Here is a 14,334-nt window from a genome sequence, read left to right as displayed (position 1 = left end):
CGCGCTGAGGAGTCCTCAGAGATGAGTCCCCATCCCTTGGCTTGTTTGATGGCCTTAGAGAGCGTCACAGGGTGCACAGGCGCCATCTCGCCCGTCCTGGCGTCCACAGTGCCCAGGGCGCTCCCCAGGGCGCCAGGGGCGAACTCAGCATGTCCAATGCGGTTCATCTCGGCTACCGCGATGAAGTAGACGCGCATGGCCAAGGGCTTGATGGTGTGGTCCATCGCGCGCTCTCGCGCGACGCTCTGAGACACGGCCACCCAAGGGCCGTTGATAGTGATACTCACTCACTATCACCATCGTTCGGCACGTCCAGGAAAGCCATGACGAGAAGAGGCCCGATACGCTGCGCCTCATGGCGCATGCCGCGGACTGCATCGGCAATCTCCTTGTCTGAGGCGCCCTCAAACTGAATCATGATGAACTTCGTAGGGTCATCGTCCTCCATGCGGTGGACGTCAACGCCAGTAAGCATGCTTTCTCCCTTCGGTCGGTTGGTAGGCAATAACAAAGCGCCCCCAATGCCTTCACATTGGGGGCGCCCTGAGGCTCTGTATTCGTTTGTGAGCGCCTTTCAGCGCATCATGCGTCTCGTACCGCCATGGGTGGCTCGTATCGCTCCTCAGCGGCTGTCAGAGGCCGCGGAAGCCAATAGGAGCGGAATACCACACCATTGGTAAAGCTCTGCTCGACCCTTACGGCATCGGCCGGCAGGATGTCTAGGTCTGCGTCCGCCATGTCTTCCGCCAGGAAGACCAGCCATCCAACGGACTTGCCGTAATCGACCTCCAAGACTTGGAGGTCATCTTCGTCTTCGATGACTCGTGTGGGGTTCACCGGTCGCCGCCCTCGTAGGCGCGGACCAGGTCCATCATGATTCCAACGGCCTTGCCGACGTCGCCGTTGCTGCCCCTGACGTAGCCGTGCTGATTGAGCACGGCGAACACGTCGCTGATGAGTCCGAACGTGAAGCGCTCAGACTGCTGTTCCTGCCCCGTGGGCAGGGCTGTAGCATCGGACACAGCCGCTCTCCTTCTAGCCAAGGTGATCGGTCAGAAGGGCCGTTGAGGTTGCCGCCTCGCGGCCCTTCGTCGTGTTGCTGGGATGAGCATGACGACATGTGTCGTCACTGTCAACCCTTCTACTCCCCTAAGCGTCTGCCGACACTCCGACAGGCATGAACTTCTGGATGGACTCCAGGGGCACCCAAGCTCCCTCAGACAGGGCGGACAGCACGTCAGCTCCCACGGGCGCCACAGTGCCTCCCTGGACGTGCTCTTGGGCGCGCTGCTCCAAGTCCTCAGGCAGATGGAAGGCCATCACGGGGCCTTCCCACGGCACCGACGTGCCCAAGATGGTCTGTCGGGTTCCCTGATGGTGCTTGAACATGAAGCGAGCACCAGAGTTGAGCATCAACCGTCGGCGCCCTTCCTGGTCCAGTCGCTGCCACAGTTCCCCGAAGGTCTCCCCCGTTGGCTCTTGGACGTACCGAGCGGGGACTTTGGGCAGCGCCTCAAGGCGCTTTCGCTCCGAAACGAGATACCGCATGTCTTCCTGGTACTCAGCTTCGTCTTCGGGTCCGTCGTAGGCGCCGGCCGCACGGTCGGAACGCATGGCCTTGATTCTGGCCTTGACGGACTCCAGTTCCGCTGTGTGATCCTCGCCAGGAATGTACTTGCGGCGCATAACCTCAACGCCGCCAAGCTTCCCAAGGAAGATGAACTCTACGATTGCCTCAACACCGTCTGGCGTATCGGTACGGAATGCATGCTGAGGACAAGGCTTACTGTCCTTCGCCCCACGGCACATGTAGTACCGGTACTCTCGGAAAGTTCCGTTCTTATTCTGCCTACGGCGGTAGTTGTGACGCATCGGAGCGCCACACGCGCAGAAGACAACGCCTAGCAAGGCGGATGTCTGGTCGCTACGTACCTTCTTGACGGAACGAGCGTCTAGCACCTCGTTCACTTGCTGCCACTCAGACAGCGTGAGAACGGGATCAGCAACCTTGACATACTCCCCATTGACGAGAACGGGTTTCATGCCGATCTTATTGCCGTTCTCGTCCTTCTTGGCTTCCATCTTTCTGCCTAGCGTCCCTTCGGAACGCAGGATGAGACCAATCCTATTCCCTGTCCATGCTCCGCTCTTCGTTTCCTTGCCCTTACCAATCCTGGCCCGGTCAAGGTTCGTCGGAATGCCGCGGGCGTTCCAGTCTTGGGAGATCTCGTTAAGAGAGTCCCCATCCAATACCCTCTGCGCTGCCTCGCGGACAAGCTCCGCGCTTTCGGGGTCAATCTCGTACCCGACTCCGCCACCAGGAAGATTGACGTACCTGTAGCCGAAGGGTGCAGCGCCACCTGTTGAACGAGTGGTCTTCCTGGCATGGCGATACCATGAATTGACACGGTCCTTGATTGCCTGCGCCTCCATCTGCGCAGCAAAGGCAAACGCCATGACCATGAACTCTGAAGCGGCGTTAGTCAGGTCCAGTTCTTCAATGCCACCCTCACAGAAGATGAGCCGCTTTTTGTGGTCCTTGGCCCAACGGCAGAGATCTGCCGCATCTGCCATGGATCGCAACGCGCGATCCTGACGCCAGAAAATGAAGGCATCGAATTCATCTGGCCGGCGCATCCATGCGCCTAGCTCCGGCCGATCCTGAGGCGCGACCTTAGACGCGCTTACGTCTTCGTCGCACGCTTCGCCTACGACTTCCATACCCCGCTCACCAGCCTTACGGCTGGTGATGTCCCGTTGCCTGGTGATGCTGGTGGACTCGTCCTTGAGGTCTGAGATCCGCAGCGCCAGCACTGCGCGTAGCTTGGCCATGACGGCAGGGTAGGGATACACGAGGTGTCTGACAAGTCACCTACTCGGCCAGCGCAAGCGGCTGCCGACCGTCCTCGACGACTCGGCCGAGGCCCACGAGACGATCTGCGTGTCGGCCGGACGCCGGGGCCTGGAGGTGGAGCTGGCACCGGAGGCCCTGGCGAAGCTGACGGGAGCGGTGCTGGCGCCGATCGGGCGGGGCTGACGAACACGCTGCTCGCACCCATCGCCTGCGGCAGGCGGATCGGGCGGCTGCCGGGCGGGGCTGACGCCGGGTGCCCTGCCTGAGGGGCTCGGCGGGCGCGGTGCCTTCTCAGCCGACCGAGACCGGTGGGTGGGTGCGAAACGGGGGTACAGGGGGGCGGAGCCCCCTGGTCACGGTGCCGGTATCTCGGGATCGCGGGGCCCGAACAGCGCCGTGAGCCCGAGGTGAACCAGCAACGCACCCAACGGCCAGGCCAGCAGCGCCCCCTTGGCCCCCAGCTTCAGCGGCGCCGAGAAGGTGACCCCCTTCCCCACCTGCTTGGCGTGCGCCAGCACGTCGGACGTGGGCCCGAGCCACACCCCCAGCCGCCACGCCAGCACCGACCCGAGCAGCGCCCCGAGCCCGAGCGCCACCACGACCGGCACACCCCCACGCCGCCGCAGCAGAGAGACGACCACCGCGCTGACGAGCCCGAAGCCCAGCCCCAGCAGAGCGAACGTTCCGTCCACCCCCACCGCCTGCTCGCCCTCGCTGTCCTTGAGGTAGACGACCCAGCTCTTGTCGACCACGTCACCGACCAGCGGCACCTGCGGCGCCAGCCACCACCACAGCAGCCCGAACAGCACCCCGCCCAACGCCACGGCCACCGTGATCACGGCGGCATCCCGCAGTTCGGTCTTCATCCCGGGGCCGTCCTGTTCGTACACGCCCCCGGACAGCCCGGCAGGCGGCGGCGCCTGCCAGACGTCGTTCGGGGACTGGTTGTGCGGCGGCGTAGGCGGAGTCAACGGTGCGGTCACCCTGACATCGTGCCAGGTCGCGCTGTGCGCCGCGTCACCGGACGGCGGCCCTGCGGTACGCCCGGGCCGCCACGGCCAGCGAAACGACCCCGACACCCGCGCACACCCCCAGGTCGAACAGGACGACGGCCCAGTCCGGATGGGCCCCGAAGGTCCTGGCGTACGCCTCCACACCGTACGTCGACGGCAGCAGATCCCGGGCCAGCCGTACGGCCTCCGGCATCCGGTCGGCCGGCAGCACACCCAGCAGCAGCGCCGCCGACATGCCCAGCTGCCCGAGCAGGGTGGCCAGCTCGGGCCGTGGCGCGAGCAGTCCGCAGGCGGCGCCGAGCCCGGACAGCGCGGCCCCGGCGAGCGGGATCACGGCCAGCAGAATCCACAGATTGCCCAGCGGCAGCCCGAACAGCACGCACCCGAAGACGGCGGTCACCAGCGTCCCCGGCACCGTGAACGAGGCATAGGCCGCCGCCGCGCCGAGCACCACGGCGGCCGGCGGCACCGGCAGGGTGGCGTAATGATCGAGCCCGCCGCTCGCCCGCAGCTGCCCGAAGTACTGCGACAGCAGGTTCAGCGCCACATAGGCGACGACGAGCACCGACGATCCCGCCACCACGGACTGGGCCTCGCTCCCGCTGTCGACGACACCGCGCATCATCACGGCGATGCCGACGGACTGGAAGGTGGCCACGAACAGCAGCGGGATCCGTGCCACCCGGGCACGGGACAGCTGCGCCCGGTAGACGGCCGCCAGGGACGGCCACAGCCGCGCGGCCGGGCCGAGTTCGGCCGCGCCGGTCGCCGTCTCCGGCACCGCCCGGGCACCGCCCGGCAGAACCTCCGCGGGTACGACACTCACGACGAGCTGCTCCTCTTCCGTACGGCAGTCGCGCACACCCATACGTATGCCGCGGTCCGCGCGCTCACGCCTTCACCAACCCCTGCCGGGCCGCGCCGCCGAGCGCCAGGTAGACGTCCTCCAGGCTGGGCGTGGCGAGGGTGAAGTCGTCCAGGGCGGTGAAGGCGGCCCCGCCGGTCACGGTGGCGACAGCGGCGCGGGCCTCCTCGGGCGCGAGCCGCAGCGTCCAGCGCCGGCCGGACTCCACGGCGCGCTCGCGCAGTGCGGCGACCTCGGGCACCTGAAGCGGCGCCCGGTCCCGCCACACCAGCTCGACCCGCACCTCGCCGGCGACCTGTTCCTTCAGCCCGGCCGGGGTGTCACAGGCGATCACCCGGCCCTGGTCGACGACGGCGACCCGGTCCAGCACGGTCTCGGCCTCGATGACGTTGTGGGTGACCAGCAGCACGGTCGTACCGCGCTCGGCGCGCCGCCGGTCGACGGCCGCCCAGACCGCGCGTCGGGCCACCGGGTCCATGCCGGTGGTCGGCTCGTCCAGCACGAGCAGCGGCCGCTCGCCGACGAGGGCGGCCGCGAAGCAGGCGAGCCGCCGCTGCCCGCCGGACAGCTTCTTCAGCGCCCGCCCGGCGATCGGCGTGAGCCCCAGCTCCTCCAGTACGGCGTCCCGCTCGGCCCGAGCCTGCCGCAGGTCCAGGCCGCGCAGGCGTCCGGTGGTCTCGGCGGCGAGGGAGACGGTCAGCTCGTCCAGCGCGGAGGACTCCTGCCCCAGGTAGGCGAGGAGGCGCGCGGCCCGCTCGGGGTGCCGGACGATGTCGTGCCCGAGGATCTCGATGCTGCCGGTGTCCGGCCGCAGCAGCCCGGTGAGCTGCCGTACGAGCGTGGACTTGCCGGCGCCGTTCGGCCCGAGCAGCCCGAAGACCTCGCCGCGCCGCACGTCCAGCTCGACATCGTCGGTGGCCCGCACCTCGGGGGTGCCGGGCGCGCCGCGCCGGCCCTTCACGGCCGGGTAGGTCTTGCCGAGCCCGCGCACGCGTACGACCTCGTCATGCCAAGGTGCCTGTGCCGCGCGCGTACTCACAAGGGACGAGGGTACGGGGTCGGACCGCTTTACTCGCCTTTGGGGCCACTTCCGTACGCGACCGGTAAGAAGTGCCAGCCGTCACTCCCCCGTCACGCTCTCCGCCGCCGCCGGCACGTCGATCTCCCGCCAGAACCCCGCCCGAATGGCGTAGCGGTCGTGCTCGTCGATCTGGTCGTCCTTGTGGGCGAGCAGCCCGAACCGCGCGGCGTAGCGCAGCAGCTCGCCGTCGATGCGGTGCGGGATCCGGGGATACAGCTGCGAGAGCCTCTGCAGCTGGCTCTGGTCGCCGAGCCGGGAAATCCAGCGGCGTGCGAAGACCTGTCCCACCTCGTACGGGTCGCCGCCTACGGTGGTGATGTCCTCCTCGCGGTCGGCCCAGCGCTGCTCCGCCGTGGTGAGCTGGGCGAGCGTCGGCATGGAGGCGACCTCGGGCGGCTCGGCGACCACGCCGGGCCGGTCCACCCAGCCCTTGTCGGAGGACCAGCGCAGGGTGGCGGTCGCCGGCTGCTGGGCGGGCTGGGCGCCGGGGGCGCGCAGCGCGGCGAGGTCCTTGGGGGTGGGGACGCCCTTGTGGGCGCCGGCCCGCTCCTGGGTGCCGTTCTCGGTCCCCGCCACGGCCTGCGGGGGCGCGCCCTGTTCGTCCTGCCGCTCGGCGGCCGCGAGCGCGGACTCGGGCAGCGGCGCGGAGAGGATCGCGGCGATCTCGGGCCGGGGCGCGGGCGGCGGGGCACAGACGCCGGTCAGTTCCTTGGCGCGGACGGCCTGGGTGATCCAGGCGCGGTCCAGCACGCGCCGCTCGTCGGCCTCGGCGACCAGGTCCTCGGACTGGTTGTAGTCGCCGTCGGCGGCCTGGACGGCCCACAGGTGGACGGCGACGCCGTGCTCCTTGGCGGCCATCATGCCGGGCAGCAGATCGCCGTCGCCGGTGACGAGGACGACGTCGGAGCAGGCGCGGTTGCGGGCCAGCTCGGTCAGCTCGGCGTGCATGGCGGCGTCCACGCCCTTCTGCGCCCAGCGTCCGTCGCTGCGGGTGAGGGCGCCGAGCCGGACGGTGACCCGGGGCATCACGCGCAGCCGGCGATGCTCCGGTTGGGGGACGCGGTCGGGGGCGCCGTCGAACCAGTAGATGCGCAGCAGGGGACGCTCGGTGTCGGACTCCGCGCGCACCCGCAACGCCTGGATCAGCGCGGTGTGGTCGACGGTGATCCGGGACCGCGAGGGCTCACCGGCGAGGAGACTGGCGGCGGCTCCCAGCAGGTACCCGGCGTCCACCAGGACGATGCAGCGGTCCACGCGACTCACCCTCTTCCCGGGAGGTTTTGCTTCGGACTTCCTTCGAGTCTGCCCGACGCCGCGGGGGTTAACGGCCCGAACTCGATCTTCGGCGTGGCGTTTCCGGATCCCGTTCCCCCACCACCCCTGTCACACACGGTAATTATCCGACATGCGCTTGATGTCAGCGTATGTGAATCTGGTCCCGGCCCTGGCCCCTAGATCCCCCACAGGAGGCAGATCACCATGGCCAAGAACAAGAACCGCAAGCAGGCCGGCCCGCAGAACCGCGCGCCCCAGGCCGAGCAGGCCCACGAGCACGCGCAGCGGCAGACGGAGGCCCACGAGTCGCCGGTGTCGCACATCCAGGGCAGCCCGGCGGATGTTGCCGGCAAGAAGCGAAAGAGCTTCGGCCACAACTAAAGGGCAGTTGAAGCCCAGGCACACAGGAGGGGCGCACCCTTGGCGGGTGCGCCCCTTCGCGCGTGCTCATGTTGTCACGGGTCAGCCGGCCAGGCAGGAGGGGCCGAGGAGCACCTTCAAGTCGCCGAAGAGCGCGGGGTCGGGCTTGACCCGGTGCCGGTCCAGGCGCAGCACGGTGGTCTTGCGCGGGCCCTGGAGCCTGATGCGGACCTCGCTGTCGCCCTTGTGGTGGCTGAGGATCTCGCCGAGGCGGCTGACCATGGGCGGGGTGACCCTGGTGGCCGGAATGGTGAGGATCACCGGCGCGTTGGTGCCCGCGTTGGACAGGTCCGGGACCATCAGCTCCATGGCGACGAGCCGGGGCACGTCCTCCCGCTTGTCGAGGCGTCCCTTGACGAACACCACGGCGTCCTCGACGAGTTGGGTCGACACCAGCTGGTAGGTCGCCGGGAAGAACATGCACTCGATGGAGCCGGCGAGGTCCTCGACGGTGGCGATGGCCCAGGCGTTGCCCTGCTTGGTCATCTTGCGCTGCAGGCCGGAGATGATGCCGCCGATGGTGACGACCGCGCCGTCGGCGTGCTCGCCTCCGGTGAGCTGGGCGATGCCCGCGTCGGCCTTGTCGGCGAGGACGTGTTCCAGGCCGAAGAGCGGGTGGTCGGAGACGTACAGACCGAGCATCTCCCGTTCCTGGGCGAGGAGATAGGTCTTGTCCCACTCGTCGGTGGAGAACTCCACGTCGAGTCCGAAGCCGGGCTCGCTGCCGGTGTCCTCGCCCATGCCGCCGAAGAGGTCGAACTGCCCCTCGGCCTCCTTGCGTTTGACCGCGACCACGTTGTCGATCATCGGCTCGTACTGCGCCGTGAGCCCCTTGCGGGTGTGGCCCATGGTGTCGAAGGCGCCGGCCTTGATGAGCGATTCGGTGGTGCGCTTGTTGCAGACCACCGCCTCGACCTTGTCGAGGTAGTCGGGGAAGGAGGCGTACTTCCCCTTCGCCTTGCGGCACTTGATGATCGACTCGACCACGTTGGTGCCGACGTTGCGGACGGCGGAGAGGCCGAAGAGGATCACGTCGTCGCCCTGGGCGGCGAAGTTGGCCTCGGACTCGTTGACGTTCGGCGGGAGCACCCGAATGCCCATGCGACGGCACTCGTTGAGGTAGACCGCCGACTTGTCCTTGTCGTCCTTGACCGAGGTCAGGAGCGCGGCCATGTACTCGGCGGGGTGGTTCGCCTTGAGGTAGGCCGTCCAGTACGACACCAGGCCGTACGCGGCGGAGTGCGCCTTGTTGAAGGCGTATCCCGCGAACGGGACCAGCACGTCCCACAGGGCCTGGATGGCCTCGTCGCTGAAACCCTTCTTGCGCGCGCCCTCCTGGAAGAGGACGAAGTTCTTCGCCAGTTCCTCGGGCTTCTTCTTGCCCATCACGCGGCGGAGGATGTCGGCCTCGCCGAGCGAGTAGCCCGCGATGATCTGGGCGGCCTTCTGCACCTGCTCCTGATAGACGATCAGGCCGTAGGTGACGTCCAGGACTTCCTTCAGGGGCTCTTCGAGCTCCTTGTGGATCGGCGTGATCTCCTGCTGCCCGTTCTTGCGCAGCGCGTAGTTCGTGTGGGAGTTCATGCCCATCGGGCCCGGCCGGTACAGGGCCGACACGGCGGAGATGTCTTCGAAGTTGTCGGGCTTCATCAGCCGCAGCAGGGACCGCATGGGGCCGCCGTCGAACTGGAAGACGCCGAGGGTGTCGCCGCGCTGGAGCAGATCGAAGGTCGTGGGGTCGTCGAGGGGCAGGGACAGCAGGTCGATGTCGAGGCCCTTGTTGGCCTTCACCATCTTGACCGCGTCGTCCATGATCGTGAGGTTGCGCAGGCCCAGGAAGTCCATCTTCAGCAGGCCGAGCGACTCACAGCTCGGGTAGTCCCACTGCGTGATGGTCACGCCGTCGGTGTGCCTGACCCAGACCGGGACGTGCTCGGTGATGGTCTCGCTGGACATGATCACGCCGGCCGCGTGCACGCCCATCTGCCGGACCAGGCCCTCCACGCCGCGCGCGGTGTCGATGACCTTCTTCACGTCCGGCTCGTTCTCGTACATCGAGCGGACCTCGCCCGCCTCCGAGTACCGGGGGTGCTCGGGGTCGGTGATGCCGGACAGCGGGATGCCCTTGCCGAGGACGTCGGCGGGCATGGCCTTGGTGATGCGGTCGCCCATCGCGTACGGGTAGCCCAGCACGCGCGCGGAGTCCTTGATCGCGTTCTTGGCCTTGATGGTGCCGTAGGTGCCGATCATGGCGACCTTGTCGGCGCCGTACTTCTCGGTCACGTACCGGATCACCTCGACGCGCCGGCGCTCGTCGAAGTCGATGTCGACATCGGGCATCGAGATGCGCTCGGGGTTGAGGAACCGCTCGAAGATCAGGCCGTGCGGGATCGGGTCGAGGTCGGTGATGCCCATGGCGTAGGCGACGATCGAGCCGGCCGCGGAGCCTCGGCCGGGGCCGACGGCGATGCCGTTGTTCTTGGCCCACATGATGAAGTCGGCGACGACGAGGAAGTAGCCGGGGAAGCCCATCGAGATGATGACGTCCATCTCGTAGTCGGCCTGCTTCTGGCGGTCCTCGGGGACGCCGCCCGGGTAGCGGCGCTCCATGCCGCGGCGGACCTCCTCCTTGAACCAGGTGACCTCGGTGTAGCCCTCCGGGATGTCGAACTTGGGCATGAGGTCGCGCTTCTCGAACATGCCGTCCGTGTCGACCATCTCGGCGACGAGGAGCGTGTTGGCGCAGCCCTCCTGCCAGGCGTCCGAGGAGTCGATGGCGTACATCTCGTCCGTGGACTTCAGGTAGTAGCCGGTGCCGTCGAACTTGAAGCGGTCGGGGTCGGAGAGGTTCTTGCCGGTCTGGATGCACAGCAGGGCGTCGTGGGCGCCGGCCTCGTGCGCGTAGGTGTAGTGCGAGTCGTTGGTGACCAGCGGGGGGATGCCGAGCTTCTTGCCGATCTCCAGCAGGCCGTCGCGGACCCGGCGCTCGATCTCGATACCGTGGTCCATCAGCTCCAGGAAGTACCGGTCCTTGCCGAAGATGTCCTGGTAGTCGGCGGCGGCCTTCAGTGCCTCGTCGAAGTGGCCGAGGCGCAGCCGGGTCTGCACCTCGCCGGAGGGGCAGCCGGTGGAGGCGACGATGCCCTCGGACCACTGGGCGATGGTCTCCTTGTCCATCCGGGGCCACTTCTGCAGCCAGCCCTCGGCGTAGGCGTCGGAGGAGAGACGGAAGAGGTTGTGCAGGCCGGTCCTGTTCACGGCCCACATCGTCTTGTGGGTGTAACCACCGGAACCGGAGATGTCGTCCCGCTTCTGGTGCGGCTGGCCCCAGAGGATCTTGCGCTTGTTGCGCCGGGACTCGGGGGCGACATACGCCTCGATCCCGATGATCGGGGTGATTCCGGCCTTCTTCGCGGAGTGGAAGAAGTCGTACGCCCCGTGGAGGTTGCCGTGGTCGGACATGGCGATGTGCGTCATGCCCATCTCGTTGCAGGCGTTGAACATGTCCTTGAGCCGCGCGGCACCGTCCAGCAGCGAGTACTGGGTGTGGACGTGCAGGTGCGTGAACGGCGGCTTTGACACGGTATGGCCTCCAACAATTAAACGCAGCGGCGCGTAGCGCCTCGATGAGGGGCGGCGGTCGGGTGACGGGTGGGCACTCGGCGACGGGCTGGCGGACAGTTCTGGGGTCAGCGTCGAAGTCTATGCCCCGGGACTGACACTCGCGGGGAGTCTCTGCGTACCTTCGTGCGGGAACCGGGCACTCCCGCGTGGCGTCGCCCGTTGGAGACGGCAGAAACGCTGTCGTTCAGGTAGGCACGGAAAGCACCAGGAGGCACCCCGCGATGTCGGTCCCCCAGCTCAACGACGAGCAGCGCGGCGAGGAGATCCTCGCCGTCTTCGACACCGCCTTCGGCCGGCTCCTGGCCGCCGACCCGGCCGCGTTCCGGGTGAAGTTCCGGAAGATGGCGGCCTCGGCCTTCGCGTTCTACCGGGGCACCGCGGGCCTCTTCTACCACGACCTCGACGCCGAGAAGCGCGGTGGTCCATTCCTGGACGACCGCACCTCGCGCGTGTGGATCCACGGCGATCTGCACGCGGAGAACTTCGGCACGTACATGGACTCCAACGGCCGGCTGGTCTTCAACGTCAACGACTTCGACGAGGCCTACGTCGGCCCCTTCACCTGGGACCTGAAGCGGTTCTCGGCGTCGATCGCGCTCATCGGGTACGCGAAGGCGCTCAGCGACGAGCAGATCACCGAGCTGGTGACGGTCTACGCCGCCGCCTACCGCGAGCGCGTCCACGCCCTGGCCACGGGCGCCAAGAGCGACGAGGTGCCGCCGTTCACCCTGGACAGTGCCGAGGGCCCGCTGCTGGGCGCCCTGCGCGCCGCCCGCTCGCTGACCCGCTTCGAGCTGCTGGACTCGATGACCGAGATCCGCGACTTCGAGCGCCGCTTCGCGCCGGGCGGCGGCTCCATCGAGCTGGACGCGGCCACCCGCTACAAGGTCCTCGCGGCCTTCGACGGCTATCTGGAGACGCTGCCGGACTCGTCCCTGGCCCGCCCCGACTCCTACCGCGTGAAGGACGTCGTCGGCCGCCGCGGCATCGGCATCGGCTCGGCCGGTCTGCCGTCGTACAACATCCTGCTGGAGGGGCACAGCGACGCCCTGGAGAACGACGTCGTGATCTACATCAAGCAGGCCCAGACCCCGGCCGTCTCCCGGCACATCACCGATCCGGCCATCGCCGGCTACTTCCAGCACGAGGGCCACCGCACGGTGATCTCCCAGCGCGCCCTGCAGGCGCACGCCGACCCGTGGCTGGGCTGGACCGAGCTGGACGGCGCGGGCCAGCTGGTGGCCGAGGTCTCGCCGTACGCCGTCGACCTGGACTGGGGCGACATCGACGACCCGGAGGAGATCGCGCAGGTCGTCGCCGACCTGGGCCGGGCCACGGCGACGATGCACGCGGCGGCGGACGACACCTCCGGCGAGTCCCTGGTGCCGTTCTCCACCGAGCGGGCCATCGACGCGGCCATCGCCGCCGACGAGGAGGGCTTCGCGCCCCTCCTGGTGGACTTCGCGCACGAGTACGGCGCACGCGCGCGTGCCGACCACCAGATCTTCGTCGACCTGTTCCGCAACGGCCGGATTCCGGGGCTGTAACCTTCGGCACTCACAGGCACCCTTTAGGGGTCCCTTAACCGGCTACGTGTCAGACTCTTCTCTCGCTATGGACATATCCGGGACCCAGCTCAGAGCCGTGCGCGCGGCGCTGTTCACGGCTGTCGTCGTGACGCTCAGCACCGCGTCGCACGTGCTGCTGTCCCGGGCCCCGCTGCCGGTGGCGACCGTGCTCGCGGTCGCCGCCGGAGTGTTCGCCGGCGCGTACGCGCTGGCGGGCCGCGAGCGCGGCTTCGGCCGGATCGCGGCCCTGCTGATCCCGCTGGAACTGGCCGCCGACACGGTGTTCACCACCGGGCAGAACACCTGTTACGGCAGGGCGGGCGGCCCGATCGCCGGCCCGCTGCACGCGGTCGGCTTCGACGTGCTGTGCCAGGGCGGTGCCGTCGGCTCTCCGCTGGCCCAGATGGCCGGGGCGCACGGCCGCCCCGGGGCGCTGCTCGCGCACGCCAGTCCGGCGGCCGCCTGGCTGCTGCTCGCCGCGCACGTCGGCGTGGGCCTGCTCGCCGCCGCCTGGCTGCGCCGGGGCGAGCGGGCGCTGGTGCAGCTGCTGCGCGCGGTCGCCACCACCACCTTCCGGCCGCTGCTGCTCGCGGGCGCCGCCGTCACCGTCCGGCTGACCCCGGCGCCCCGGCTGCCGCGCCCGGCCCCGCGCCGGGCCGCCGCCCGCGACCGGCTTCTCGTGCACTCCCTGGGACGGCGTGGACCGCCGTGCTCGCCCGCCCTCGCCCTCGGCGCCGAGGCCTGAGCACTTCCAGTCCCCCACACGTATCCCGCGTACGGCATGTGCGCGTCCCATATGGAGATCACGAATATGAGCAAGCGGAACAGCCAGACGGCGAAGACGGCGGCGCGGGAGCGGCTGCGCGAGGAGCGCGAGCGCCAGGCCAAGCGCGACAAGGCCAAACGGCAGGTCATCGTGGCCGCCTCGGTCGTGGCCGTGCTGGCCGCGGCCGGCGGCATCGGCTATGCCGTCGTCCAGGAGAACAAGCCCACCGGGTGGGACGCCGCGAAGACCGAGCCGCTCGTGAAGCCGGCCAACACCACGGGCGCGGACGGCACGACCGTCGTCATCGGCAAGAGCACCGCCACGAAGACCCTCACCATCTACGAGGACCCGCGCTGCCCGGTCTGCGCGCAGTTCGAACAGACCGTCGGCTCGACGGTGAAGAAGGACATCGACGACGGCAAGTTCAAGCTCCGGTACGTCGGTGCGACCTTCCTCGACAAGAACCTGCCGGGGGTGGGCTCGAAGAACGGGCTCAGCGCCCTCGGCGCCGCGCTCAACGTCAGCCCTGAGGCGTTCCTCGAGTACAAGGCCGCCATGTACTCGACGAAGTGGCACCCCGACGAGAACGACGACAAGTTCAAGGACGACGCCTATCTGATCAAGATCGCCGACACGGTGCCCGCCCTGAAGGGCAACGCGGCGTTCCAGAAGGCCGTGAAGGACGGCACCTACGACCGGTGGGCGCTGGAGGAGTCCAAGATCTTCGACAAGGACGGCATACAGGGCACCCCGACCCTGAAGATGGACGGCAAGACGCTGACGGGCTCCGACGGCAAGAACCCGCCGATGACCGTGGCCGAGTTCAACACGGCCATCGACGCGGCGCTCAAGGGCTGACCACCCGGCG

General features: G+C 68.4%; 12 protein-coding genes and 1 pseudogene. 5 read left to right on the top strand and 8 right to left on the bottom strand.

Annotation, left to right across the window (positions count from 1 at the left end):
* Positions 1 to 283: 283 nt before the first annotated feature.
* From SRB17_RS05370 to SRB17_RS05360, 3 genes are all read right to left on the bottom strand, one after another.
* A complete protein-coding gene (locus SRB17_RS05370) occupies positions 284 to 448 on the bottom strand; it encodes a hypothetical protein (protein ID WP_153534959.1) in 165 nt (54 codons plus the stop codon).
* A 385-nt stretch (positions 449 to 833) separates the two neighbouring features.
* Positions 834 to 1,022, bottom strand: coding sequence for a hypothetical protein (locus SRB17_RS05365; protein WP_153534957.1), 189 nt, complete (start codon positions 1,020 to 1,022; stop codon positions 834 to 836).
* Between the two features lie 127 nt (positions 1,023 to 1,149).
* A complete protein-coding gene (locus SRB17_RS05360; RefSeq protein ID WP_153534955.1) occupies positions 1,150 to 2,832 on the bottom strand; it encodes a recombinase family protein in 1,683 nt (560 codons plus the stop codon).
* Between the two features lie 43 nt (positions 2,833 to 2,875).
* Between SRB17_RS05360 and SRB17_RS05355 the strand changes: the two are divergent.
* Positions 2,876 to 3,037 (top strand): annotated as a pseudogene (locus SRB17_RS05355) (Cys-tRNA(Pro) deacylase); the annotation flags it as partial.
* Between the two features lie 170 nt (positions 3,038 to 3,207).
* Here the strand turns inward: SRB17_RS05355 and SRB17_RS05350 are convergent.
* From SRB17_RS05350 to SRB17_RS05335, 4 genes are all read right to left on the bottom strand, one after another.
* Entirely contained in the window at positions 3,208 to 3,837 is a 630-nt protein-coding gene (locus tag SRB17_RS05350) for an AAA family ATPase (RefSeq protein ID WP_323375021.1), read from the bottom strand.
* A gap of 34 nt (positions 3,838 to 3,871) precedes the next feature.
* Positions 3,872 to 4,693 (bottom strand): ABC transporter permease, encoded by an 822-nt coding sequence (locus SRB17_RS05345; protein ID WP_323375020.1) that lies wholly within the window; start codon positions 4,691 to 4,693, stop codon positions 3,872 to 3,874.
* A gap of 64 nt (positions 4,694 to 4,757) precedes the next feature.
* Positions 4,758 to 5,771: an ABC transporter ATP-binding protein gene (locus tag SRB17_RS05340; RefSeq protein ID WP_323375019.1), complete on the bottom strand. Its 1,014-nt coding sequence runs from the start codon at positions 5,769 to 5,771 to the stop codon at positions 4,758 to 4,760.
* An 81-nt stretch (positions 5,772 to 5,852) separates the two neighbouring features.
* Positions 5,853 to 7,067 (bottom strand): NYN domain-containing protein, encoded by a 1,215-nt coding sequence (locus tag SRB17_RS05335; RefSeq protein ID WP_323375018.1) that lies wholly within the window; start codon positions 7,065 to 7,067, stop codon positions 5,853 to 5,855.
* 225 nt (positions 7,068 to 7,292) lie between these two features.
* Here SRB17_RS05335 and SRB17_RS45320 point away from each other — a divergent pair, with 225 nt between their 5' ends.
* Positions 7,293 to 7,469, top strand: a complete 177-nt coding sequence (locus SRB17_RS45320; protein WP_194293900.1) for a hypothetical protein — start codon at positions 7,293 to 7,295, stop codon at positions 7,467 to 7,469.
* Positions 7,470 to 7,550: 81 nt separating this feature from the next.
* On the opposite strand, the gene dnaE is transcribed toward SRB17_RS45320, so the two are convergent.
* Positions 7,551 to 11,090 carry a DNA polymerase III subunit alpha gene (gene dnaE / locus SRB17_RS05330; RefSeq protein WP_323375017.1) on the bottom strand — a complete coding sequence of 1,180 codons (3,540 nt, stop codon included), beginning with the start codon at positions 11,088 to 11,090 and terminating at the stop codon, positions 7,551 to 7,553.
* 263 nt (positions 11,091 to 11,353) lie between these two features.
* On the opposite strand from dnaE, the gene SRB17_RS05325 reads away from it, so the two are divergent.
* The 3 genes from SRB17_RS05325 to SRB17_RS05315 all read left to right on the top strand — a co-directional run bounded on the left by SRB17_RS05325 (position 11,354) and on the right by SRB17_RS05315 (position 14,324).
* Positions 11,354 to 12,679, top strand: a complete 1,326-nt coding sequence (locus tag SRB17_RS05325) for a DUF2252 domain-containing protein (protein WP_153534949.1) — start codon at positions 11,354 to 11,356, stop codon at positions 12,677 to 12,679.
* A gap of 67 nt (positions 12,680 to 12,746) precedes the next feature.
* Positions 12,747 to 13,445: a hypothetical protein gene (locus tag SRB17_RS05320; protein WP_153534947.1), complete on the top strand. Its 699-nt coding sequence runs from the start codon at positions 12,747 to 12,749 to the stop codon at positions 13,443 to 13,445.
* Between the two features lie 66 nt (positions 13,446 to 13,511).
* A complete protein-coding gene (locus tag SRB17_RS05315) occupies positions 13,512 to 14,324 on the top strand; it encodes a DsbA family protein (protein ID WP_153534945.1) in 813 nt (270 codons plus the stop codon).
* Positions 14,325 to 14,334 lie beyond the last annotated feature (10 nt).

It is taken from the genome of Streptomyces sp. RB17 (assembly GCF_009604455.1).
Classification (GTDB): Bacteria; Actinomycetota; Actinomycetes; order Streptomycetales; family Streptomycetaceae; genus Streptomyces.
Note: the sequence above shows the minus strand (reverse complement) of the source record. Positions and strands in the feature narration are given on the sequence as shown.

Bases quoted from the DNA above. Each gene is read 5' to 3' on its own strand.
- SRB17_RS05315 (WP_153534945.1), top strand. From the start codon at position 13,512: ATGAGCAAGCGGAACAGCCAGACGGCGAAGACGGCGGCGCGGGAGCGG.
- SRB17_RS05360 (WP_153534955.1), bottom strand. From the start codon at position 2,832: ATGGCCAAGCTACGCGCAGTGCTGGCGCTGCGGATCTCAGACCTCAAG.
- SRB17_RS05320 (WP_153534947.1), top strand. From the start codon at position 12,747: ATGGACATATCCGGGACCCAGCTCAGAGCCGTGCGCGCGGCGCTGTTC.
- SRB17_RS05370 (WP_153534959.1), bottom strand. From the start codon at position 448: ATGGAGGACGATGACCCTACGAAGTTCATCATGATTCAGTTTGAGGGC.
- SRB17_RS45320 (WP_194293900.1), top strand. From the start codon at position 7,293: ATGGCCAAGAACAAGAACCGCAAGCAGGCCGGCCCGCAGAACCGCGCG.
- SRB17_RS05325 (WP_153534949.1), top strand. From the start codon at position 11,354: ATGTCGGTCCCCCAGCTCAACGACGAGCAGCGCGGCGAGGAGATCCTC.